This window comes from Burkholderia sp. Ac-20365, from assembly GCF_017104715.1.
Classification (GTDB): domain Bacteria; phylum Pseudomonadota; class Gammaproteobacteria; order Burkholderiales; family Burkholderiaceae; genus Paraburkholderia.
The window spans coordinates 1-22105 of the sequence record NZ_JAAGPI010000052.1 but is presented as its reverse complement, the minus strand read 5'-3'; the positions used below and the strand labels follow the sequence as shown (position 1 = coordinate 22105).

Here is a 22105-nt window from a genome sequence, read left to right as displayed (position 1 = left end):
AGTCAAAAGTGACATCCAGGACCGCGGTTCATCGAATGATAAAAAATCGCCGACAACAGTTTCCGTTTCAATTGGCCTGCGCCGCGCTCGCAGGCATCGCATTTCTCTCCGGGTGCGCTTCGACTCCCATCGTCACGCCCAAGCCAACCGGCTGGATCAAGGACGAAGTCGCCGAGTCCTACGTATTCGCGTATCCGCTCGTGCTGATGGGCGCATCGCGTGACGCCGCCGTCGGCACCGGCCCCGGCCAGGCGCCCGTCAACACGCTGCGTCACGCGTCCGCGCTGCCGCCCGTCGGTGCGCACAATCCGCCGACGCCCGGCATCGACACGCTCGATTCGACCGCGTGGCTCGATGTCGGCGACGAACCCGTGATCGTGTCGCTGCCCGCATCGGCCGGCCGCTATATGGATGCCCGCGCGCTCGACATGTGGACCAACGTGCTGTGGTCGACCGGCTCGCAAGCCACGGCGCGTGCGTCGGGCATCAAGGCACAAGCGGTGGCGTTCGCGAAGCCCGACTGGAAGGGCGATCTGCCCAGGAACGTCAAGCGTATCGACGCGCCCACACGCAACATCCGGCTCGATGTGCGCATCCAGTCGAATGGCGGTCGCGATCTGACGGCCGTGCGCAAGTTGCAGCGCGGCATTCGCGTCGTGCCGCTGTCCGTCTACACAGGCGATGCATCGGCTGCAGCGGTTGCGCCGCGCAACATGCCCGCTGACGCAAGCGCCTCAGGCACGCCCGCCGAGCAGGTCGCCGCGCTCGACGCGAAGGGCTTCTTCGACCGCGTCGCGCAACTGCTGCCCGACAACCCGCCGTCGCCCGCCGATCCGCACGCGCTCAAGTTTCTCGCCGACCTCGGCGTGAAACCGGACGAACCCGTCGTATTGCCCAAGTCGGCCGGCGACGCGGTCGCCACCGGTCTCGCCGATGGCCGCACACGCGTCGCGACGCCGCCCAGCAACATGCTGACGGCCAACGGCTGGAGCTGGTTCGGCGACGGCGTCGGCAACTACGGTCCCGACTACGCGCTGCGCGCCTATGCGGCATACGCCCAGCCGGGCATCGGCACGAAGGACGACGAAGTGCGCGGCAGCGTCGCGCTCGACAGCGACGGCCACGCGCTGAACGGCGCGAACCGCTACGTGATGCACTTCGAGCCGAACCAGGTGCCGCCCGTGCGCGGCTTCTGGTCGGTCACGGCCTACACGAAGGACGGCGCGCTCGGCGACAGCACGCCGGCGCGGGCATCCGTCGGGGACAAGTCGGGCGTGCGGCGCAACCGCGACGGTTCGATCGACGTGACGGTGTCGGCGGCCAAACCGCGCAAGGCGACCAACTGGCTGCCCGCGCCGCGCGGCGATTTCCAGCTCGTTCTGCGCCTCTACGCGCCGAAGCCCGAAGCCAGCGACGGCACCTGGCAACCGCCCGCCGTCGTGCGTCAATAGTTGCAGGAGGTGTCCGCCGCATGACGGCGGACACAACTTTGCAACTGAAATCGGGCCGCTTACACTTTCTCACCTTTATTTGCCTGCAACGTTCGTCATTCTCATGACATTTGATGGTTTGCGTGAAGTACACGACGTATACTTCGGGCAAGCTGGATCTTCGTCATCGCGGCGAGCTTTGCGCCGCCGCCCTACCCGCGACCGAGCATGGCAAGCCCGACCAAAGCATCACTCGCTTCATCCTTTCAGACCGTCCGCGAAGTCGCGCAAGGACGGCGCGCAAGACGCATCGTTCTCATCCTGTTTGTCGTGGTGGTCCTGTTCGGACTGCTCGGCTTCTTCGCTGCGCCGCCGCTGATCCGCCATATCGCTGAACAGCAGTTGAGTCAGCAACTGGATCGACCGGCCAGCATCGGCCGCATCGCGCTCAATCCCTACACGCTCAATTTCGAAGCCGATCGCGTGCATATCGGCGAGCGCGGCGGCCAGGGCGATTTCGTCGATATCGAGCGGCTGATCGTCCGTACTTCGTGGAGTTCGATTTTCCGGCTCGCGCCGATCGTCGATGAAGTACATCTCGATTCGCCGCGCTTCACGATCGTTCGCTACGACGCGCAGCGTTTCAACTTCAGCGATCTGATCGAGAAATTCTCAAAGCAGCCGGCCAAACCCGACAGCAAGCCCGCGCAGTTCTCGGTCTCGAACATCCGCATCGAGAACGGCAAGATCACGTTCGACGACCGTCTGCTCGGCGTCACGCATATCGTCGATCAATGGCGGCTCGGCATTCCGTTTATCGCAACGCTGCCGTCGAAGACCGATATCTTCGTCGAACCGCTGCTGCGCGCGCGTATCGACGGCAGCCCGCTTGCCATCGACGGGCGCACCAAGCCTTTTGCTGCATCGCGCGAATCCGAAGTGTCGCTGCGTTTCGACGGGCTCGACGTGCCGAAGCTGCTGTCGTATTCGCCGACCAAACTGCCCGTCACGGTACAGGCAGGCAAGCTGTCGAGCGATCTGAAAGTGAGTTTCGTCGTGACGAACGACGCGCCGACGCTGCGCATCACGGGCACGACGGATCTCGCCGATATCGACGTGCTCGATGAAAACAAGGCGCCGTTCTTCGCCGCCCGTTCGCTGCATGTGGCCGCGCAGACGCTGGAGCCGCTCAAGAGCATCTACCGTTTCGACGACATCAGCCTCGATGCGCCGACCGTGCATCTCGCGCGCGAAAAGAACGGCGTGCTGAGCGTGCAGCGCACGTTCGCGCCCGCGCCCGCTGCGGCTGCAAGCGCACCGGCGGTGGCGTCGGGCGCGAGCGGCGCGACGGCCGAAGCAGGCAAGACGGAAGCGGACAAGGCCGCGCCGCCGCTCGATCTGCAGATCAGGCACTTCGCGCTAACGGGCGGCACGGTCGAAGTCCAGGACGAAGCGGCATCGCGGCCCGTATCGGCGGGTCTGAACAACCTTGCCGTGACGCTCGACGATTTCTCGACGCTCGGCAAGACGCCCGCGCGCTACTCGCTCAACACCAACGTCAAGAACCAGCCGCAAGGCGCGCTCGGCGTGACGGGCAATCTGTCGCTCGCCGCGAAAACGGCCGACGCGAAGATCGACCTGAAGTCGGTGCAACTGCCCGTGTTGCAGCCGTATCTCGACACGTTGACGGCCGCGAAGGTGATCGACGGCACGCTGAGCGTGCAATCCAGCCTGACGGCGAACTGGTCGAAGGACCCCGTCGATCTGCAGGTCGGCCAGAGCCAGCTTGATCTGCAATCGCTGAAGGTAGCGGCGGCGGGCGCGAAGCAGCCGGCTGTCGCGATTGCGGACGGCAAGGTGGCCGTCAAGCGCGTCGATCTGACGGCGCGCAAGGCGGAACTCGACTCGGTCGACGTCACGGGCCTTTCGTTGGACGCACAGCGCCTGAAAGACGGCACCATCGATCTCGCCGCGCTCGCCGGGCCGCCGCACGCGGAAGTCCACGAGCGCACCGTCATTCACGCGGCCAAGAAGGCGACCGAGGAAGGGCCAGCGTGGCATTACAGCATTGGCGCACTGAACCTGAAGGACGGCGCGGCAACCTTCACCGACAACACGACCCCGCACCCCGTCAAGCTCGCGATCAAGCCGCTGCAACTGAACGTGCAGAACGTCAGCGACGACCTGAGCCGCGCGCTGCCCGTCGCGTTGCAGGCAACCGTCAACGGCAAAGGCACGCTCGGCGTGAAGGGCGATGTGACGGCGACGCCGCTCAAGCTCGCAATGAAAATCGACGCGAACCGGCTGGATGCCGCGGCGCTCGAGCCGTACTTCGGCAGCAAGCTCAATGCGACGATCGCGAGCGCGCTGCTGAACGCGAACGGCGACGTGACCTTCGTGCAGGGCGACAAATCGAAAGGCATGCACGCGACGTATCGCGGCGACGCGGCGATCGTCGATGTGCGGATGATCGACAAGGCGACCTCGGACCCGTTCGCCGGCTGGCGCTCGCTTGCGCTGACGGGTATCAAGGCGAACTACGACGAGCGCGGCGGCACCGATGTGGACGCGGCCAAGGTCACGTTCGCGAACTTCTACGGCCGCGTGCTGCTCGACGCGCAAGGCAAGCTGAACCTGAAAGACGTGGTCGCGCATGAAACGGGCGCACCGCAGTCGCTCACGCGCGACCAGAGCAGCAAGGGCAAGGAGCCGATTCCGCTCGGCGCGCCCGCTGCGTCTGAAGCGCAAGCGGCGGCACCCGCTCCCGCTGCGTCGGGTGCGAACGCGACCGTGACGGCGGCCACGCCGCCGCAAAGCCCGGTGCGTCTGCACTTCGGGCAACTGGTGCTGCAGAACGGCCGCGTCACGTACACCGACAACTTCATCAAGCCGAATTACACGGCGAACCTGATCGCGATTCAGGGGACGATCGGCGCGTTCGGCACGGAGTCGAAGCAGTCGGCGCCCGTCGATGTCTCCGCGAAGCTCGCGGCCAACGGGCCGATCACGATCCGCGGCTCGGTCAATCCGCTGATCGCCAAGCCTGCGCTCGATCTGACGGCGACGGCGCACGGCATCGAATTGACCAATCTGACGCCGTATTCGGCGAAGTACGCAGGCTATCCGATCACGAAGGGCAAGCTGAACGTCGATCTGCACTATCAACTGGCGAACGACCAGCTGACGGCGAACAACCATATCTTCATCGACCAGCTCACGTTCGGCGATCACGTCGACAACGACACGGCGACGAAGCTGCCGGTGAAGCTCGCCATTTCGCTGCTGAAGAACTCGCGCGGCGAGATCGACGTGGATATTCCGGTGTCGGGTTCGTTGTCCAACCCGGAGTTCAGCGTTGGCGGGCTGATCTGGCACGCGGTGCTGAATCTGCTGCAAAAGGCGGTGACGGCGCCATTCTCGCTGATCGCGCACGCGTTCGGCGGCAGCGGCGAGGAACTCGGCTACGTCGAGTTCGATGCGGGTTCGTCCACGCTGTCCGATGCGTCGCAGAAGAAGCTCGATACGATCGTGAAGGTGCTTAACGACAAGCCGTCGATCCGTCTCGACATCATCGGCCGCGTCGATCCAGCTGTCGATCAGCCGGCGTTGCGCACGGTGTATGTCGACCGGCTGGTGCGCCAGCAGAAGCTGAAGGACGTGGTGGGCAACGGCGAGAGCGTCGACCCGATGACGATCAAGGTCGACGACAAGGAATACGACAAGTATCTGACCAGGGCCTACAAGGACTCGGACTTCAAGAAGCCACGCAACTTCGTCGGCCTGACGAAGACGCTGCCCGACGACGAGATGAAGGCCGCGCTCGCCGAGCATGCACCCGTCAGCGACGCGAGCCTGCGCGATCTCGCGCAACAGCGCGCGCAGGCGGTGCAGCAGTACCTGGAAGGCAAGGTGGACAGCAGCCGCGTGTTTATCGTGGCGCCCAAGCTCGATGCGTCGGGTATCGACGACAAGGGTGCGACCACGCGGGTCGATTTCGGGCTGAAATAGCGCTGACGATTCTTCAACTCTTTGCTGGTTTTCCACGCGCAGGCGTCATCATTCGTCAAGGATGGCTGAGCGACTGCGTGTGGGGTCAACGTATCGCGGGAGCGTTCGTTTAGGATGCCAACGCTTGCGTCGCCGGGCTGCCATCTGCAGCCGCGCGGCGCATCCAACGCAACCCTTCCGACTGTATCCCGATGAGTCTCCAGAACTTCTGCCATTGGCTGGCGCAACGTCTGCTGATCGCGAGCGTCGCCTTCATGCTGGCCGCTTGTGCGAGCGCGCCGTGGCGTGGGCAGTTCTCCGATCCGCCCTCAACGACTGCGCTCACGGCGCCGCTGTCTGTGATGGCAGGCTTCTATCGCGTGAATCCGGGCGACACGCTGGCTAGCGTCGCGATCGGGTTTGGGCGGGATGCCGAGCAGATCGCACGCTGGAACGGGCTGCCGGGCAATTACCCGGTGAGCGTCGGCGAGTTGCTGCGTGTGGCGCCTGATCCCGTTGCAGCCTCCGTTCCAGTGCCGGCGAGCGCGCCTGAACCCGCCAATATCACTACTGCCGACGCCGCTGTATCGCGAAACGCACGCTTTGTCTGGCCCGCTTCGGGGCCGGTGATCTCGGGTTTCGAACCGGGGCAGTCGCGCGCCATTCGCATCGGCGGCGCGACGGGCGAAACGATCAAGGCCGCCGGCAGCGGTCGCGTGATCTACGCAGGCACGCAGATCAAGGCGTACGGCCTGCTCGTCATCATCAAGCACGACCAAAACCTCGTCAGTGCGTACGGCAACAACGCGAAAGTGCTCGTGAAGGAAGGCGATGCGGTGAAGCAAGGGCAGCCGATCGCCGAAATCGGCGCGGCCGGCGATCCCGCTCCGTATCTGATCTTCGAACTGCGCGATGGCACGAAGGCCGTCGATCCTCAAGGCTATCTGCCGAAACGGGCCAGCTAGGCCGACGACGAGTCATCGCTTGAAAAAGAAACCTCTGTTACGGCGTTTCGGCGCGTCCGTCTCGTTCGTCCTGCTTGCGAGCACGCTGCCAGCAATGGCAGCGGCAGCCGGCGCGAAGGCAAAGAACGCTGTGCCGAAGCCACGCCCCAAGGCGAAGAACACGCAGCATGGCGCACGGCTCGATCCGCATCATGATCCACGTCGCGGTCTCCAACGTGACGGACACACGAGCGCGCACGCCGACGCAAAAAGTCGCGCCAGTCGCGCCGCGCATCTCGCGCATGCGACGAGCGCGAAAGGGCACACATCGCGCTTCCGGCAACTGGGGCTGGCGTCATGGTACGGCCTCGGCTTTCACGGCCGCCGCACAGCGAATGGCGAGCATTTCGACATGTACGCGATGACGGCCGCGCATCGCACGCTGCCGCTTGGTTCGTATGTGCGCGTGACGTCGCTGGCGAACTCGAAATCGATCGTGGTGCGCATCAACGATCGCGGTCCGTATGCGCGCGGGCGTGTGATCGATCTGTCGTATCTCGCCGCGACGGAACTCGGCATGCATCGCGCGGGCGTGGCGAAAGTCGCGATCGAGTGCGTGGAGAAGCCCGAAGCCGAGCGTATCGCGCGTCGGCCGATTCATCTGACGACGAACGGCTAGCCGCGCGTCAGGCTGCCCGCGTAGGCGCGGCCTTTACGTTCAGCGCAGTCCGTTCGATCACGTCCGCGAGCGTATCGAATGCCGGCCCGATGCGATCGTTCGGCACGCACGCATAGCCAAGAAGCAGACCGCGCCGCGCGGGCGTCTCGCTGTTGTAGTACGCGGCGAGCGGCCGCACGATCACGCCCGCGTCGTACGAAGCGGCTGTCACTTCGCGGTCGTTTGCATGGTCGGGCAGGCCGAGCACCAGATGCAGGCCCGCTTCGTCGCCCATCACGGGCAGCGCGTCGCCGAAACGCGACGTGATCGCATCGATCAGAATCTGACGGCGTTCGCCGTACAGCGCCCGCATCCGCCGCACGTGGGAGGTCAGATAGCCGTCCATGATGAACTCGGTCAGCACGGCCTGCTGCATCAGTTGTCCTTCGCGATACAGCTCGGCCACGCCCGTGCGGAACGTATCGACGAGATGTTCCGGCGCGATCATGTAGCCGATCCGCAAGCCCGGAAACAGCATCTTCCCCAGACTGCCGACATAGATCACCTGGCCCGCGTCGTCGAGCCCTTGCAGCGACGCGAGCGGCCGGCTGCCGTAGCGGAACTCGCTGTCGTAGTCGTCTTCGATGATCCACACGCCGTGCTGGCGCGCATATTCGAGCAGCATGCGGCGGCGCGCAAGGCTCATCACCATGCCGAGCGGATACTGATGCGAAGGCGTGACGAGCGCGATGCGCGGCGGCGTCTGTAGATCGGATTCCTGCGGATTCAGCCCTTCGTCATCCACAGGCACGGGCGCGAGCGTCAACCCCGACGATTGCAGCACGCTGCGCGCGCCCCAATAGCAAGGCTCTTCGACCCACGCGCGATCGCCGACATCCGTGAGCAGACGCACGGCGAGATCGATCGACTGGTGAATGCCCGTCGTGATGATGATCTGGTCGGGCGTGCACTTCACCGAGCGCGCGACACGCAGATAGTCCGACAGGGCGCGCCGCAGCGGCCGGTAGCCGCCGCCCGGCGCGTAGGTCAGCAGATCGGGATTGGCTTCTTTCCACAGCTTGGCCTGCAGGCGGCTCCACGTGCGCGCCGGAAACTCGGCGACGTCCGGCACGCCGGGCATGAACGCGCCCCACTGTCTGGCCGACACACCCGCCTGGCGAATCAGTCGCGCGCCGCGCGTGGACAGGCTGCCGCGCGCGGGTGTGGCGGGCTGCGCAGCGTGCGCATTTGGCACCACACTGCCGACGACACCGATAGAGCCACTCGCCGGCGATGGCGCTTTGCGCGCGTTCACGGCGGCCGTATCGGGACGCGTGTCGGCGACATACGTACCGCTGCCCGTTGTCGAGATCACATAGCCTTCGGCCGTGAGCTGGTCGTACACGTGCAGCACCGTGTTGCGCGCGATGCCGAGGTCGGTGGCGAGCGTGCGCGAGCTGGGCAGCTTGGCGCCGGGCAGCAACTGGCCCGTGAGAATGGCCTGTTGCATCAGCCCGAGCACTTGCCGGTAGACGGGTTCGACAGCAGTCCGGTCGAGCCGTGCGGCGAGCCAGTCCGACAGGATGACGGTGTCCAAGTGGTTCTATCCGGAATTATGAAATGGTTCCCTATTGTAGAACCGTAAGCAGCTATAGTGGATCACGCAATCGATGCAAATCGTTAAAACGGGTGGAGCCAAATGTGCGTAGAAACCCGTAGATGAAGCACCTTGTAGCGCTTAAAGCATGGAGACGGACACATGAAATCCGAAGACGTAATCGTCAGCTTTCGGGGTGTGCGCAAGACCTATGACGGCGAAACGCTCGTCGTCAAACAACTTGATCTGGACATCTATCAAGGCGAATTCCTGACGCTGCTCGGGCCGTCCGGCTCGGGCAAGACGACTTGCCTGATGATGCTCGCGGGCTTCGAGTTTCCGACGGGCGGTGAGATCTGGCTCGACGGGCAACTGCTCAACAACGTGCCGCCGCACAAGCGCAACATCGGCATGGTGTTTCAGAATTACGCGCTGTTTCCGCATCTGACCGTCGAACAGAATGTTGCGTATCCGTTGACCGTGCGCAAACTTCCCGCCGACGAACGCGCGCACAAGGTCAACAACGCGCTGAAGATGGTGCGCATGGAAGGCTTTGCGAAGCGTTATCCGGCGCAACTGTCGGGCGGCCAGCAGCAGCGCATTGCACTCGCACGGGCGCTCGTGTTCGAACCGAAGCTGGTGCTGATGGACGAGCCGCTCGGCGCGCTCGACAAGCAGCTGCGCGAGCACATGCAATACGAACTCAAATCGCTGCACGAAAAGCTCGGTGTGACCTTCGTCTACGTGACGCACGACCAGGGCGAAGCACTGACCATGTCCGACCGCGTCGCCGTGTTCGACAAAGGCATCGTGCAGCAGCTCGATACCGTCAACAGCCTGTATGAGGCACCTTGCAACGAGTTCGTCGCGAACTTTATCGGCGATAGCAACCGGCTGCGCGGCACCGTCGCGAATGTCGACGGCGACTACTGCGAGTTTCACCTGGTCGACGGCACGCGTCTGGTCGGGCGCAATATCGGTGGCGCGAAGGCGGGTGCACAAGGTGTCGCGTGTATCCGTCCGGAGCGCATGAAGCTCGCAGCGGGCGCGTCGCGTCCCGGTGCAAATGCAGTCGCGGGCGAAGCGCGCGGTCTGATCTATTTCGGCGATCACGTGCGCATGCGCTGCGGTCTGCCGCAGCAGGACGAGTGCTTCGTGAAAGTGCCGCTTGGCACGGAAGCGCTCGAAGGCTTCGCGCCGGGTGTGCCCGTCGCGCTCGAATTCGCGCCCGAGCATCTGCGCGTTTTCGCGTGAGCAGAAACACAAGAACGTCCACGTCGTAAGCAGTCAATCACACCATAGAGGAACCACCATGAAGAAGATCGTGCAATCGCGCTGTGCCGTGGCTGTCGGCGCTTTCGTCCTCGCGCTCGGCGCCGTTGCCCACGCGAACGCGGCGGAGCTGACGGTCGTGAACTTCGGCGGCGCGAATGGCGACGCGCAGAAGGCCGCATTCAACCAGCCGTTCGAAGCGCAGAACGGTACGAAAGTGACGGCAGTCGAATACAACGGCGAGCAGGCCAAAGTGAAGGCGATGGTCGAAGCCAAGCACGTGAACTGGGATGTCGTCGAAGTCGAATCGGGCGATCTCGGCCGCGGCTGCGATGAAGGCCTGTACGAAAAGCTCGACTGGTCGAAGCTCGGCAAGAAGTCGGATCTGATTCCGGAAGCGCCGCAAACGTGCGGTGTCGGCATTTTCGTGTGGTCGACGGCTATGGCGTACAACGCCGACAAACTGAAGACGGGTCCCGCGAGCTGGGCCGACTTCTGGGACACGAAGAAATTCCCGGGCAAGCGCGGCATGCGCAAGGGCGCGCGCTACAACCTCGAGTTCGCGCTGATGGCCGACGGCGTTGCGCCGAAGGACGTCTACAAGGTGCTGGCAACGAAGGAAGGCCAGGACCGTGCGTTCAAGAAGCTCGACGAACTGAAGCCGAATATTCAATGGTGGGAAGCGGGCGCACAGCCGCCGCAATTCCTCGTGGCAGGCGACGTGGTGATGTCGACGGCGTATAACGGCCGTATCGATGCCGCGCAGAAGGAAGGCAAGAACCTGAAGGTCGTGTGGAACGGCAGCATTTACGACCTCGACTACTGGGCCATGCCGAAGGGCACGCCGAACAAGGCGCTGGCTGAGAAGTACATTGCGTACACGATCTCGTCGAAGCCGCAGCAGGAATACGCGAAGCACATCGCGTACGGCCCGGTGAATGAATCGGCGATCAAGTCGCTGGATGCGAAGACGCTCTCCAACCTGCCGAACTCGCCTGCCAACGGCAAGAACGCGGTGCTGCAGAACCTGACGTTCTGGACCGATCACGGCGACGAACTGGAGCAACGCTTCGCGTCGTGGGCGTCGAAGTAAGCATGCAGTGAGGACGCGATGCGGCTTTGCATCACGCGAGCCGCATCGCAGCAGTACGACGTGTCTGGAGAAACGTGTGACGACGATCACGATCGCCGCCGACTCGACCCCTGAGTCGACGAGCAAACTCAAGCGCGAGCTAAAGGCCGCCGAAGCGAAGAAGCGCGCGATGGCGCTGCTGCTGATCGCACCGCTCGCGATTTTTCTGCTGATGATTTTCGTCGTGCCGATCGGCGCGCTGTTGACGCGCGCGGTGCAGAACCCGGAAATCGCGACGGCGTTGCCGCATACGGTCACCATATTGCGCGACTGGGACCGCAAGTCGCCGCCGTCGGACGCTGCCTACGCCGCGCTCGCCACCGATCTCACGGCAATCGCCGATGGCGAAGCAATGGGCGCGCTCGCGCGCCGTCTGAACACGGAGATTCCCGGTTATCGCTCGCTCGTCGCGAAGACGGCGCGCGCGATGCCGCTGAACGACGACGCAGGCCACGCGCTGCCGCCCGCGCAGGTGAAGGCGAAGATTCTCGAAGTCGACGAACGCTGGGGCGACGCGAAATTCTGGCAGGCAATCGCGAAGAACGGCAGTACCGTGTCGCCGTTCTATCTGCTCGCTTCACTCGATCACAAGCAGGATGCGTTCGGCCATATCATTCCGACCGATCCCGATCAACAGATTTATCTCGCCGTCTTCAGCCGCACGTTCGTGATCGGCTTCGCGGTGACGGTGTTTGCGCTGCTGCTTGGTTATCCGCTCGCGTACTGGATTTCGACGCTCAACGAACGGCGCGCGAATCTCGTGATGATCCTCGTTTTGATTCCGTTCTGGACGTCGATTCTCGTGCGTGTTGCCGCATGGATCGTGATTCTGCAGAGCGAAGGGCTCGTCAACAAGGCGCTGATCGGTACGGGCCTGATACATGATCCGCTGGCGTTGCTGTTCAATCGCGTCGGCGTGTATATCTCGATGACGCACATTCTGTTGCCGTTCATGATCCTGCCGCTCTACAGCGTGATGAAATCGATTCCGCCGAGCTATCAGCGCGCGGCGATTTCGCTCGGCTCGCATCCGTTCGCGGCGTTCTGGCGTGTCTATGTGCCGCAGACATATCCGGGCATCGGCGCGGGCGCGCTGCTCGTGTTCATTCTCGCGATCGGTTACTACATCACGCCGGCGCTGCTCGGCGGACCGAACGACCAGATGGTCAGCTACTACGTGGCGTACTTCACGAACGTAACGATCAACTGGGGCATGGCGTGTGCGCTCGGCGGCCTGCTGCTCGCCGCGACGCTCGTGCTGTATGTGATCTACGGACGCTTCACGCGTTCGAACGTGAGCCTGGGTTGAGGAGCGACGCGATGAAATTTGCCAAACCGATGTTCGCGCCGCATACGTCGATGGTCGAGCGCGTGTGGTACTTCACGTTGCGCGGGCTGGCGGTGCTGACGCTGCTGTATCTGATTCTGCCCGTGCTCGCGATCGTGCCGCTGTCGTTTTCGTCGAGCACGTTTCTTGTCTATCCGATTCCGGGCTGGTCGCTGCGCTGGTATCAGAACCTGATTGCATCCGACGAATGGCGGATGGCGGCGAAGAACAGTTTTATCGTCGCGCCGTCGGCGACCGTGCTGGCGACGGTGCTCGGCACGCTCGCGGCGATCGGGCTGACGAAGGCGAACTTCAAGGGCAAGGCGCTGCTGATGGCGATCCTGATTTCGCCGATGATCGTGCCGGTCGTCGTGGTTGGTGTCGGCATGTATCTGTTCTTTGCGCCGCTTGGGTTGGCCAATACGTATATCGGGCTGATCATGGCGCATGCATCGCTGGGTGTGCCGTTCGTTGTGACGACGGTGGCGGCGACCTTGCAGGGCTTCAATTACAACCTCGTGCGGGCGAGTCTGTCGCTTGGGGCGAATCCGGTGAAGACGTTTTTCAACATCACGTTGCCGGTGATCGCGCCGGGCGTGATTTCGGGTGCACTGTTTGCGTTCGCGACGTCGTTCGATGAAGTGGTCGTTACGCTGTTCCTTGCAGGCGCGGATCAGACGACGCTGCCGCGTCAGATGTTCACCGGCATCCGCGAGAACATCAGTCCGACGATTGCCGCGCTCGCGACTATTCTTATCGTGTTCTCGACTTGTCTGTTGTTGGCGCTTGAATGGCTGCGAGGCAGGAATGCGGCGCGGGCGGTGGCGGCGTAGGTTGGTTTGTTTGCGGTGTGTCAAAGCGGTCACGCGTCGTTTGGCGTCGTGACCGTTTTGCATCAGCGCGCTGATTACGCGCATATGTCATAAATCGTCAGAGCTTCGTTTGTTAGCCTGAAAGTTCATGTATAGCTCGCTATTGGGAAACTTTCTGGAAGCATGAAGCGATGCTTTGTGAAGCTTTGACACTTCGCCCTCTGAACGCTGACGACGCGGCTGCTTTTGCCGCGTTGCGTCGCAAGGCCATCGACGATTCTCCGTCGGCAATCTGGCCAACTCTCGAAGAAGAAGCCGCGCGATCGCCAGACTCGGTTGCTGCGCAAATACGGCACACGCCCGAACAGATCGTGTTCGGTGTATTCGATCTGCACATGCTGGTCGGGATAACCGGTCTTAAACGCGAGCCGTATGCGCAACTACGGCACAAAGGCGTGCTCTGGGGCGTGTTCGTCAATCCGCTCTATAGAAATGTAGGCGTCGCGCGCGAGTTGCTCAACGCAGCGCTGACACACGCGCGCATCATGCGCCTTCAGCAGATTCACCTTCGCGTCAACACCGACAACCATCGCGCGCGACGGCTCTACACGACGAGCGGCTTCACAGGCTACGGCATCGAGCCGCGAGCCATGTGTGTGGACGGCCGATATTTCGACGAAGAAAACATGGTGCTATTTCTGGATCGTGCGCATGACAAAGGTTGACATTGTCGATTGAGCAATGCGTTAAAAATAGCGTTCCTATCAATCACAGTGGAAACCTGAGAAAACTATGGAACACGGAATCATTGCATGGCTGATTATCGGCTGTGTCGCGGGCTGGCTCGCGAGCGTGCTGGTGGCGGGAAGCGGTTTTGGCGTGCTGCTCGATATCGTGGTTGGCATTGCGGGCGCGTTCATCGGCGGTTGGTTGTCGGGCGCGTTGCACATCTCGCTGGGTAGCGGATGGATTGGCTCGACGATCACGGCCTTCATCGGCGCGGTGATCCTCCTGTTCGTCATCCGGTTGTTCCGGCGTCGATAACACTGACGAAAAACAAACCCGGCCGAAGCCGGGTTTGTCGTTTCTGACACTAGCGCGTCGCAGTCTGATCGGACGATACAGCCGGTGTCATCCCACCCAACGCCTGAAACAACGCTGCCGTATCCACAAGCCGATCGGCCTGCGCACGCGTCCGGTCGAGCGCCGTCTGCAACGCCTGACGTTGCGTATCGATCAACCCAAACTGACTGACGCCGCCCGCCGCATACTGCGCCTGCGCGGTCGCGACGCTCGCTTGTGCTTCTGTCGCCGCTTCGTCGCGCGCCTTCAGTTCGCTCGCGTCGTCGTTCAATGCGTGCAGCGTGTCGGCCACTTGTTGAAGCGCCTGCAAAACCGTCTGTCGATACGCCGCGAAAGCTGCATCATAAGCAGCCTGCGCGGCACGCTTCTTCGCGCGCAGTTCGCCACCGTGAAAGATCGGCTGAGTCAGATTGAGACCGAGGTTCCAGATGTTCATGCCATTGACGACATCTTCGATCCGCGTGCGTTCCGACCCAATTCCCGCCGACACGACGAACTGCGGATACAGATTCGCCGTCGCCACGCCGACATTCGCGCTTGCCTGATGCAGCAATGCTTCCGAAGCACGAATGTCGGGCCGTTCACGCGCGAGTGTCGACGGCAATGTGACGGGGACGGTATCGGGCAGATGCAGTGCATCGAGCGTGATGTCGTTGAAATCCGCTTGCGACGGCGCAACGCCGAGCAGAATTGCCAGTTGATGATCGGCTTGCGCGAGTTGCGTCGTGAGCGGCGGAATCTGCGCGCGTGTCTGCGCGAGCAGCGTGCGCTGCGTGCGCACATCGAGTTGCGCGACGCCGCCCGCCGCGTAGCGGCCTTCGACTATCGTCAACTGCTTCGCCTGCGCGTCGGCGAGTTGCTGCGTCAGCGCGAGTTGCTGTTGCAGCGACGCGCGCCGGATCGCCGTCGACACGACATTGCCCGCCAACGAAAGCCGCGCCGCATCGAGTTCATAAGTCTGGTAATCGACTTGTGCGAGCAGCGCTTCGAGCGCGCGCCGGTTGCCGCCGAAAACATCGAGTGCATACGACACTGTCACCGACGCATTGAACAGCGTGAACGGCCCCGTATTCGGCACGTTGGGAATGCCGAACGCAGCGGGATTGACCTTCTGGCGCGTGCCGGACAGTTTCGCATCGATTGCAGGAAACTCTGTCGCGCCTGCCTGCGCGACGTAGTTCTCGCGCGCTTCGACGAGCTTTGCGCGCGCTTCATCGAGTGTCGGGCTGTGTTGCAGCGCCGTGTCGACCAGATGGTTCAACGCGTCCGAACGAAACTGCGTCCACCACTCTGGCAGCGCACTATTTGCTGCGACGAGCGTTTGCGTGGTCCCTGCGGCTTGTGTGGCAGTGGGCTGCGCGTCACGCGTGTATGACGTTACATCGGGTGCAGCAGGTGCATGAAAGTCGGGGCCGACGGCACAGCCGCACAGCGCAAGTGCGGACAGCAGCACATAGTGTTTCATCGTCGAATCTCCTAATCCAGCGTGCGCCGATAGAAGCGCACCGCAATGGCCAACACGACGACGGTGAAGATCGCGACGGGCCACACCGACGGCCACAGCTCCACCCAGCCATTGCCTTTGAGCAGAATCCCGCGCACCAGCCGGTTGAAGTACGTCAGCGGCAGCAGGTTGCCGATCCATTGCGCCCACACGGGCATGCCCGCGAACGGGAACATGAAGCCTGACAGCAGCAGGCTCGGCAGAAAGTAGAAGATGGTGAGTTGCATCGCCTGCAACTGGTTTTGCGCAATTGACGACAGCGTGATGCCCACCGTCAGGTTCGCCGCAATAAACAGCAGCGCGGCGACATACAGCGCCACCAGGCTGCCGACGAACGGCACATTGAATACATAGCGCGCCGCGGCCAGAATGATCGACGCCTGCACGAGCCCGATCGCGATATACGGCACGAGCTTGCCGGCGATCACTTCGATCGGCAGCACGGGCGTCGCGAGCAGGTTTTCCATCGTGCCGCGCTCGCGTTCGCGCGTCATCGCGAGGCCCGTCATCATAACCATCGTCAGCGTGAGGATCGTGCCCATCAGGCCGGGGACGACGTTGTATTGCGTGATGCCTTCGGGGTTGTACAGCTTGTGGATCTGCACGTCGAACGCCGCGGGCGCGCCGTTCAGATGCGCGAGCGGGCCGGTGATGTCCTTGTCCGCAACCGATTGCACGAGACCGGGCAGCGCGGCAAGCGGTGCCTGTGTTGCGGTCGGATCGGTGGCGTCGGCTTCGACGAGTAGCGCGGGCCGTTCGCCGCGCAACAGTCGCCGCGAGAAGTCGACGGGAATCGACACGACGAAGGTCACGTCGCCGCGTGCCAGTGCTTCGCGTGCTGCAGCGTCATCGGGCAGCGTATCGACGATATGAAAGTAGTCCGAGTTCTTCATCGCCGCGACGAAGCTGCGCGAGAACTGGCTTTGCTCGCTGATGACAACGGCTGTGCGCAGATGCTTCGGGTCGGTGTTGATCGCGAAGCCGAACAGTGCGAGCTGCAGAATCGGCAAGCCGACGATCATGCCAAACGTAATGCGGTCGCGCCGCAGCTGGATGAACTCCTTCAGAACGATGCCCCACCAGCGCGTCACGGAAAACAGGCGGTTCACGATACTTTTCCGTAGTTATCGGCCGAGCGGCCCATCATGTAGATGAAGACGTCTTCAAGGCCCGTGGCGATCGGCTCGATCCGCACAGGCAAGCCGGAAGTGACCTGCCGGATAGCCTTTTCGAGCGCATCGTGATCGTGGCCGCTCGCGTGCAGCGCGGAGCCGAAGACGACGGTCTGATCCACACCGGGCGTCTTGCGCAGGCGCTCGGACAGATCGCTCAGATGCTCGCCGTGAATGGACCACGTGGCGAGCGCCTGCGATTCGATTACCTGCTGCGCGGTGCCTTGCGCGAGCAGCTTGCCGTACGCGATATACGCGAGCTTGTGGCAGCGCTCCGCTTCGTCCATGTAGTGCGTGCTGACCAGCACCGAAATGCCTTGCGCCGCCAACCGATGCAGTTCTTCCCAGAAGTCGCGCCGTGCTGTTGGATCGACGCCTGCCGTCGGTTCGTCGAGCAGCAGCAATTTCGGCTCGTGCAGCATGCATGCGGCGAGCGCAAGCCGCTGTTTCCAGCCGCCCGACAGCGCGCCTGTCATCTGGTCTGCCCGCGTCTGCAAGCCGAGCGTTTCGAGCGCGCGATCCACCTTCTCCTTGCGGTCGCGCATCTGATAGATGCGCGCGACGAAATCGAGGTTCTCGCGGATCGTCATGTCTTCCCAGTACGAGAAGCGCTGCGTCATGTAGCCGACGTTGCGTTTGATCTGCGCGCTCTCGCGCACGATGTCGTAGCCGAGGCAGGTGCCGCTGCCGGAATCCGGCGTAAGCAGGCCGCACATCAGGCGGATCGAGGTTGTCTTGCCGCTGCCGTTCGGACCGAGAAAGCCAAAGATCTCGCCATGCGCGACCTGCAGCGATACGTCGTTGACGACGTGCTTGTCGCCGAAGTGCTTGTTGAGGTTGTGCACGTCGATCGCGAGCGTGCGGTCGGTCGGGCCTCGCTGCGTACTCATCGCAAGGTCACCGATACCGGCTGGCCCGGATGCAGCCGCGGCGCGTCGTCGACGGACGGATGCGCTTCGATCATGAAGACCAGCTTCGCGCGGCTCTCGTTGCTGTAGATCACGGGCGGCGTGTATTCCGCCGAACTCGACACGTAAGTGATCTTCGCGTCGATGTCCGACGCGCAGCCGTCGCAATGAACCGTGAGCGCGCGGCCCGGCGTGAGCGAACCGACCACGGTTTCGGGCACGAAAAAACGCACCTTCACGTTTTGCGGCGGCAGCAGTTGCACGACGGGACTGCCAGCCTGCACCCATTCGCCGACTCGATACAGCGTGTCGTACACGCGGCCTTTGGCTGGCGCGCTCACACGCTTCTGGTCGAGCTTCCATTGCGCCTTCGCGACGGCCGCCTGCGCCGCTTCGACTTGCGCGGACTGCGCGAGCAGTTGTTGCGAGCGTCCGGGCAAGCGCGCCACCTCGACTTCGCGCGTCAGCTCGCGCACCTGTGCGTTGGCGGCGTCGGCGGCCGCGCGCGTATCGTCGAGCTGGCCTTTCGGAATGCCACCCACGCGATACTGCGCTTCGTCGCGCGTCAATTGCAGCGTTGCCTTGCGTGCGTTGGCCACGGCCTGCGCAAGCTGGGCCTTCGTGACGTCGACTTCGGGCGGCCGCTTGCCTGTCTGGATGTCCGCGAGCTGCGCACGGGCGGCGGCGAGCTGTTGCTGTGCCTGTTGCAGCGCCGCCGTTTCATCGACGGATTCGAGCGCGAAAACGGGTGCGCTCGCGCCGATCTGGTCGCCGCGCGCGACGTCGAGCTGCGTCAGCTTGCCCGATTGCGACGAGCCCAGATACACGAATTCGCCTTCGACATAGCCTTGCCACGTGTTGTCGGTGCGATGCGAGCACGCGGCAAGCGCGCCGCATGCGATGAACGCGGCGACAAGCCGTACGGCGGCCCTGAATGGACGGAAGTGCTTCATGAGCTCGACCTGGTGGATGGACGGCGCGGCGCGCCAGAGGTCTTCTTGGCGGCCGGCTTGCGTGCCGCCGGCGGATTCATGCCACCGAGCAGCAAGGCGGTAACGTGCCGCTGCAGCGTGTCGCGCTCGATGGCTGGAAAGCCGCGAATGCTTTGCCACATCTTTGCGGCCGCTTGCGGCAGCATCACGAGCGCGAACAGCGAGTTGAACATCAGCAACGCGTCGAGTTCGGAGTTCACCGCGCCTGCAAGCTGTGCCGTCTTGATGCGCGCGCCGAAGCGTTTGATGTTGTCGAATGGAATGCGTGTAACCATCCGGTCGCGCAGCATGCCGCCTTCGTTCACGACCTCGCGCAGCCACAGCGGCGGCAGCCAGGGCATGCGGCCCGTCACGTCGAACAGCCGCGAGACGAACTCGCCGACCATCACGAACGGGTCGTCGTCCGACGCATCTCCCGCAGCGCTCCACACAAACGCGACCGACGGCGCAAGCCGCTCTTCGACGATCGCATCGAGCAGCGTCTCGCGGTTCGTGAAGTAATAGTGCACGAGCGCGGACGTGACCTCGGCCGCCGCGGCGATCTGCGCGACCGTGGTGGCCGCGATGCCGCGTTCGGAAAAGAGGCGGGTGGCAGTGTCGAGCAGATGCTCGCGCACGTCGAAATTCTCGACGGCGGGGCGGCGCCCGCGCGGTTTGGCCGTTTGACGTCTGGTGTTCATAGGCGCCAAGCTTAATTGACGAGTTAGTTAAATTCAAGCGGGTTTACCTGAGGTGCGGCAACCTGCCTCGACGCCGCCACGGTGCGGATCGACGCCATCGACTGGCCGCGCGTTCTCATGCGAGAGAAAGTTTTAGCCTACCGGATTTACTCTTTCATGCCGCGAGCATTATCCGGAGTGGAATAACGAATTAGCGAAGGAAATTAAGTGAAGAAAATACGGAATGCAGAATATTCCGCATAATGAGTGAAGCAATATTGAATTAGAATTATCGCTGTAAATAGGCGCGTAGTCGGCAAACATGCCGTGTTTCAGCGGCAACAGCATGCGAATCAGAAAAGAAAATCTGGAGAACAGCAGTTGGCTTCTATTCTAATCGTGGACGATCATCCCGCATTTCGTCTCGTTATCAAAACGCATTTGTTGCAATTGCTCGGCACCCAGGAAGTGTTTGAAGCAGACAATGGTCAGTCGGCATTGGAAATGGCCCGTCAATTTGCGCCTGATCTCATCATTCTCGATCTGGATATTCCGCGTATAAATGGCCTCGATGTACTCGCGCGACTGAAAGCCGCGCATCCCGCCATGCGCGTGCTGATCCTGTCGAGTCACGACGCGTCCACTTTCGTTTCGCGGGTGATGCGTGCAGGCGCGCAAGGTTTCATCAGCAAGTCGCAGGACGTGAAGGAAATCATGCGCAGCGTCGAGGCGGTGATGTCGGGCTACAGCGTGTTCCCGATCGCAATGAAGTTCTTGCAGGAAGGCCTGCTATGAAGCACGCGCGTCTGGTTCATCGCGGCGAGCCCATTGATGTTTGTGTCGAAGTGACTAACAGAGCGATCGAAAGAATGCGCGGATTGCTGGGGCGTTGCGATCTCGCCGCCAATCGCGCGTTGTGGCTCGAACCGTGCAACGCGGTGCATACGTTCGGCATGCGTTTCCCGCTCGACGTGATCTTTATCGATCGACGCGGGCGTGTGCTGTCGATTCATCGCGATGTGGGGCGAGCGCGCATGCTCGTTTGCTGGCGTGCGCGGGCCGTGCTGGAAATGAGTGCGCATGCGGTAAGGGCGTTGCGTATCGATGTCGGCGACACGCTTGAGTGGAGGGCATCGGCATGAAGCGCCGGATGATGGGGCAGGGAATGACGGAGTTTCTCGTCGTCGCACCGTTGCTGTTGTTCTTCGGTTTTGCGATCGTGCAGTTCGTGCTGCTGTATCAGGCGAAGTCGACGCTGGATGTTGCGGTACTCGAAGCGGCGCGCGAAGGGGCTGTCAATCATGGATCGATGGACACGATGCGCACAGGGCTCGCACGCGGGCTCGCGCCGCTGTATGCGCGGCATGCCGACGCCACGGGTGTGCAGGCTGCGATGCTTGCGGCACGCGAGGCGGCGAACGAGATGGCGTCGATCGAAGTAGTCAACCCGACGGCTGCGATGATGCGCGATTTCGCGCGACCGCGCTTTTATCCTGCTGAAAGTGCCACGTACGATGAGATCCCCAACGACATGCTGATGTATCGCGACATAGCGCACGGCGTGGAATCGGATGTGAACGTGCAGGACGCGAATCTGCTGAAGGTGCGTGTGCACTATTGCTTCGATCTGATCGTGCCTGTCGTGAACAAGGTGCTGTACTACGCGACGAACGTGATTGGCAATATCGCGGCGAACGGGGTGTTTTCGCGCGAGCCTGCGGACGCTGATGTCGATAGTTATGGCTCGCCGAAGCGACCCGACAGTGTGTGCAGGACGACGCTTGCGGACGGTTGGAAGAGCCAGCGGTGGCCCATTGCGCTGGAATCGGAGGCGATCGTGCGGATGCAGTCGCCGTTTCGCGTGGATGGTGCGAGTGTGGCTGATTTGGCAGTTGAGCGTTGATGTGTCGCGCGGTGTGGGCCATGGCGCTCGTGTGTGTTGTGAACGGCGGCGCCGCGCATGCAGTCGAGATGGTGATCGGAGGGGGGAAGGATCTTGATGCTGCAGGCGGGCCGCTGATCGTCGAATTCGGTGTGCCGGTTGAGGCGCGTGGCGGCGCTTTGTCGAAGGTACTTGCGTGGGCGGCGGTTGTCGATGCCGTAGCGGCGCGCATGGGCGTCGATCGCGCGCTGCTGATGGCGGTCATCGATGTGGAGTCGGGCGGCAATCCGTTTGCCGTGTCGCCGAAGGGCGCTAGAGGGTTGATGCAGCTGATGCCGAAAACGGGTCTTGCGCAAGGCGCGGATGATCTCTTTGATCCTTATCAGAATGTGGTGGCTGGGTCGAAATTGCTTGATACGCTGCTTGTTATGTATGGGGATGTGGCGCTGGCGCTCGCGGCATATAACGCCGGTGAAGCGGCTGTTCGGAAGTATGGTGGAATGGTGCCGCCTTATGTTGAGACGCAGCGGTATGTGCGGCGGGTGATGGAAAGAGTTGAGTATTACCGGCGGTAGGCGCTTGGTTTGGTTTTGGTTTGGTTTGGTTTGTTTTTGTTTGTGCTGGCATCCGCGATATGCCTTCGTGCTTCAAGCGTTGCCCCTGTGCGGGGCGGCACTTACTTTCTTTGCCGCCGCAAAGAAAGTAAGCAAAGAAAGCGGGCTAACACCGCCCGTTCTTGACCTCCG

19 protein-coding genes and 2 pseudogenes are annotated in these 22105 nt (G+C 62.6%); 15 read left to right on the top strand and 6 right to left on the bottom strand.

Translation table 11 applies throughout. From position 1 onward, the window contains the following. Positions 1-35 precede the first annotated feature (35 nt). The 4 genes from G3O01_RS41110 (at position 36) to G3O01_RS41095 (ending at position 7040) form a co-directional block, all read left to right on the top strand. Positions 36-1451, top strand: a complete 1416-nt coding sequence (locus tag G3O01_RS41110) for a DUF1254 domain-containing protein (RefSeq protein WP_205813207.1) — start codon at positions 36-38, stop codon at positions 1449-1451. Positions 1452-1658: 207 nt separating this feature from the next. Continuing rightward, on the top strand, positions 1659-5438 hold the full coding sequence (locus tag G3O01_RS41105) for a DUF748 domain-containing protein (RefSeq protein WP_205813206.1): 3780 nt from the start codon (positions 1659-1661) through the stop codon (positions 5436-5438). Between the two features lie 191 nt (positions 5439-5629). Continuing rightward, on the top strand, positions 5630-6382 hold the full coding sequence (locus tag G3O01_RS41100) for a peptidoglycan DD-metalloendopeptidase family protein (protein ID WP_205813205.1): 753 nt from the start codon (positions 5630-5632) through the stop codon (positions 6380-6382). 19 nt (positions 6383-6401) lie between these two features. Further along, on the top strand, positions 6402-7040 hold the full coding sequence (locus G3O01_RS41095) for a septal ring lytic transglycosylase RlpA family protein (protein ID WP_241024691.1): 639 nt from the start codon (positions 6402-6404) through the stop codon (positions 7038-7040). Between the two features lie 7 nt (positions 7041-7047). On the opposite strand, the gene G3O01_RS41090 is transcribed toward G3O01_RS41095, so the two are convergent. Then, positions 7048-8616, bottom strand: coding sequence for a PLP-dependent aminotransferase family protein (locus G3O01_RS41090; protein WP_205813204.1), 1569 nt, complete (start codon positions 8614-8616; stop codon positions 7048-7050). 162 nt (positions 8617-8778) lie between these two features. On the opposite strand from G3O01_RS41090, the gene G3O01_RS41085 reads away from it, so the two are divergent. The 6 genes from G3O01_RS41085 to G3O01_RS41060 all read left to right on the top strand — a co-directional run bounded on the left by G3O01_RS41085 (position 8779) and on the right by G3O01_RS41060 (position 14203). Beyond that, positions 8779-9870: an ABC transporter ATP-binding protein gene (locus G3O01_RS41085; RefSeq protein ID WP_205813203.1), complete on the top strand. Its 1092-nt coding sequence runs from the start codon at positions 8779-8781 to the stop codon at positions 9868-9870. Between the two features lie 58 nt (positions 9871-9928). Continuing rightward, positions 9929-10981 carry an ABC transporter substrate-binding protein gene (locus G3O01_RS41080; RefSeq protein WP_205813202.1) on the top strand — a complete coding sequence of 351 codons (1053 nt, stop codon included), beginning with the start codon at positions 9929-9931 and terminating at the stop codon, positions 10979-10981. A gap of 76 nt (positions 10982-11057) precedes the next feature. Then, positions 11058-12329, top strand: a complete 1272-nt coding sequence (locus G3O01_RS41075) for an ABC transporter permease (RefSeq protein ID WP_205813201.1) — start codon at positions 11058-11060, stop codon at positions 12327-12329. A gap of 11 nt (positions 12330-12340) precedes the next feature. After that, entirely contained in the window at positions 12341-13180 is an 840-nt protein-coding gene (locus tag G3O01_RS41070) for an ABC transporter permease (RefSeq protein WP_109483061.1), read from the top strand. A 170-nt stretch (positions 13181-13350) separates the two neighbouring features. Continuing rightward, positions 13351-13884 carry a GNAT family protein gene (locus G3O01_RS41065; protein WP_205813200.1) on the top strand — a complete coding sequence of 178 codons (534 nt, stop codon included), beginning with the start codon at positions 13351-13353 and terminating at the stop codon, positions 13882-13884. Between the two features lie 67 nt (positions 13885-13951). Continuing rightward, positions 13952-14203, top strand: coding sequence for a GlsB/YeaQ/YmgE family stress response membrane protein (locus G3O01_RS41060; protein WP_205813199.1), 252 nt, complete (start codon positions 13952-13954; stop codon positions 14201-14203). 49 nt (positions 14204-14252) lie between these two features. On the opposite strand, the gene G3O01_RS41055 is transcribed toward G3O01_RS41060, so the two are convergent. The 5 genes from G3O01_RS41055 to G3O01_RS41035 are packed head-to-tail and all read right to left on the bottom strand — an operon-like array spanning position 14253 to position 19498. Further along, on the bottom strand, positions 14253-15707 hold the full coding sequence (locus tag G3O01_RS41055; RefSeq protein WP_205813198.1) for an efflux transporter outer membrane subunit: 1455 nt from the start codon (positions 15705-15707) through the stop codon (positions 14253-14255). A gap of 11 nt (positions 15708-15718) precedes the next feature. After that, entirely contained in the window at positions 15719-16855 is a 1137-nt protein-coding gene (locus G3O01_RS41050) for an ABC transporter permease (protein ID WP_205813197.1), read from the bottom strand. Next, positions 16852-17808, bottom strand: a complete 957-nt coding sequence (locus G3O01_RS41045; protein ID WP_205813196.1) for an ABC transporter ATP-binding protein — start codon at positions 17806-17808, stop codon at positions 16852-16854. Before G3O01_RS41045 ends, G3O01_RS41050 begins: the two co-directional genes overlap by 4 nt. Next, positions 17805-18779 (bottom strand): HlyD family efflux transporter periplasmic adaptor subunit, encoded by a 975-nt coding sequence (locus tag G3O01_RS41040; RefSeq protein WP_205813195.1) that lies wholly within the window; start codon positions 18777-18779, stop codon positions 17805-17807. Before G3O01_RS41040 ends, G3O01_RS41045 begins: the two co-directional genes overlap by 4 nt. Continuing rightward, positions 18776-19498: a TetR/AcrR family transcriptional regulator gene (locus G3O01_RS41035; RefSeq protein WP_205813194.1), complete on the bottom strand. Its 723-nt coding sequence runs from the start codon at positions 19496-19498 to the stop codon at positions 18776-18778. The genes G3O01_RS41040 and G3O01_RS41035 overlap by 4 nt, the downstream gene beginning before the upstream one ends. Before the next feature lie 360 nt (positions 19499-19858). Between G3O01_RS41035 and G3O01_RS41030 the strand changes: the two are divergent. The 5 genes and pseudogenes from G3O01_RS41030 to G3O01_RS41010 all read left to right on the top strand — a co-directional run. Continuing rightward, positions 19859-20242, top strand: a pseudogene (locus G3O01_RS41030) (response regulator transcription factor); the annotation flags it as partial. Positions 20243-20268: 26 nt separating this feature from the next. After that, positions 20269-20619: a DUF192 domain-containing protein gene (locus G3O01_RS41025; protein WP_205813193.1), complete on the top strand. Its 351-nt coding sequence runs from the start codon at positions 20269-20271 to the stop codon at positions 20617-20619. After that, the gene (locus G3O01_RS41020; protein WP_241024690.1) at positions 20616-21380 is read left to right on the top strand and encodes a TadE family protein; all 765 of its coding nucleotides are present in this window, start codon (positions 20616-20618) and stop codon (positions 21378-21380) included. Before G3O01_RS41025 ends, G3O01_RS41020 begins: the two co-directional genes overlap by 4 nt. Before the next feature lie 20 nt (positions 21381-21400). Continuing rightward, positions 21401-21934, top strand: a complete 534-nt coding sequence (locus G3O01_RS41015; protein ID WP_241024687.1) for a lytic transglycosylase domain-containing protein — start codon at positions 21401-21403, stop codon at positions 21932-21934. Next, positions 21915-22105 (top strand): annotated as a pseudogene (locus G3O01_RS41010) (hypothetical protein); the annotation flags it as partial. The gene G3O01_RS41015 and the pseudogene G3O01_RS41010, both read left to right, overlap by 20 nt.

Coding starts and splice junctions, on each gene's coding strand:
- G3O01_RS41040 (WP_205813195.1), bottom strand. CDS start 18,779: ATGAAGCACTTCCGTCCATTCAGGGCCGCCGTACGGCTTGTCGCCGCG.
- G3O01_RS41025 (WP_205813193.1), top strand. CDS start 20,269: ATGAAGCACGCGCGTCTGGTTCATCGCGGCGAGCCCATTGATGTTTGT.
- G3O01_RS41015 (WP_241024687.1), top strand. CDS start 21,401: ATGGCGCTCGTGTGTGTTGTGAACGGCGGCGCCGCGCATGCAGTCGAG.
- G3O01_RS41045 (WP_205813196.1), bottom strand. CDS start 17,808: ATGAGTACGCAGCGAGGCCCGACCGACCGCACGCTCGCGATCGACGTG.
- G3O01_RS41070 (WP_109483061.1), top strand. CDS start 12,341: ATGAAATTTGCCAAACCGATGTTCGCGCCGCATACGTCGATGGTCGAG.
- G3O01_RS41055 (WP_205813198.1), bottom strand. CDS start 15,707: ATGAAACACTATGTGCTGCTGTCCGCACTTGCGCTGTGCGGCTGTGCC.
- G3O01_RS41035 (WP_205813194.1), bottom strand. CDS start 19,498: ATGAACACCAGACGTCAAACGGCCAAACCGCGCGGGCGCCGCCCCGCC.
- G3O01_RS41085 (WP_205813203.1), top strand. CDS start 8,779: ATGAAATCCGAAGACGTAATCGTCAGCTTTCGGGGTGTGCGCAAGACC.
- G3O01_RS41020 (WP_241024690.1), top strand. CDS start 20,616: ATGAAGCGCCGGATGATGGGGCAGGGAATGACGGAGTTTCTCGTCGTC.
- G3O01_RS41065 (WP_205813200.1), top strand. CDS start 13,351: ATGCTTTGTGAAGCTTTGACACTTCGCCCTCTGAACGCTGACGACGCG.
- G3O01_RS41080 (WP_205813202.1), top strand. CDS start 9,929: ATGAAGAAGATCGTGCAATCGCGCTGTGCCGTGGCTGTCGGCGCTTTC.
- G3O01_RS41060 (WP_205813199.1), top strand. CDS start 13,952: ATGGAACACGGAATCATTGCATGGCTGATTATCGGCTGTGTCGCGGGC.
- G3O01_RS41110 (WP_205813207.1), top strand. CDS start 36: ATGATAAAAAATCGCCGACAACAGTTTCCGTTTCAATTGGCCTGCGCC.
- G3O01_RS41100 (WP_205813205.1), top strand. CDS start 5,630: ATGAGTCTCCAGAACTTCTGCCATTGGCTGGCGCAACGTCTGCTGATC.
- G3O01_RS41105 (WP_205813206.1), top strand. CDS start 1,659: ATGGCAAGCCCGACCAAAGCATCACTCGCTTCATCCTTTCAGACCGTC.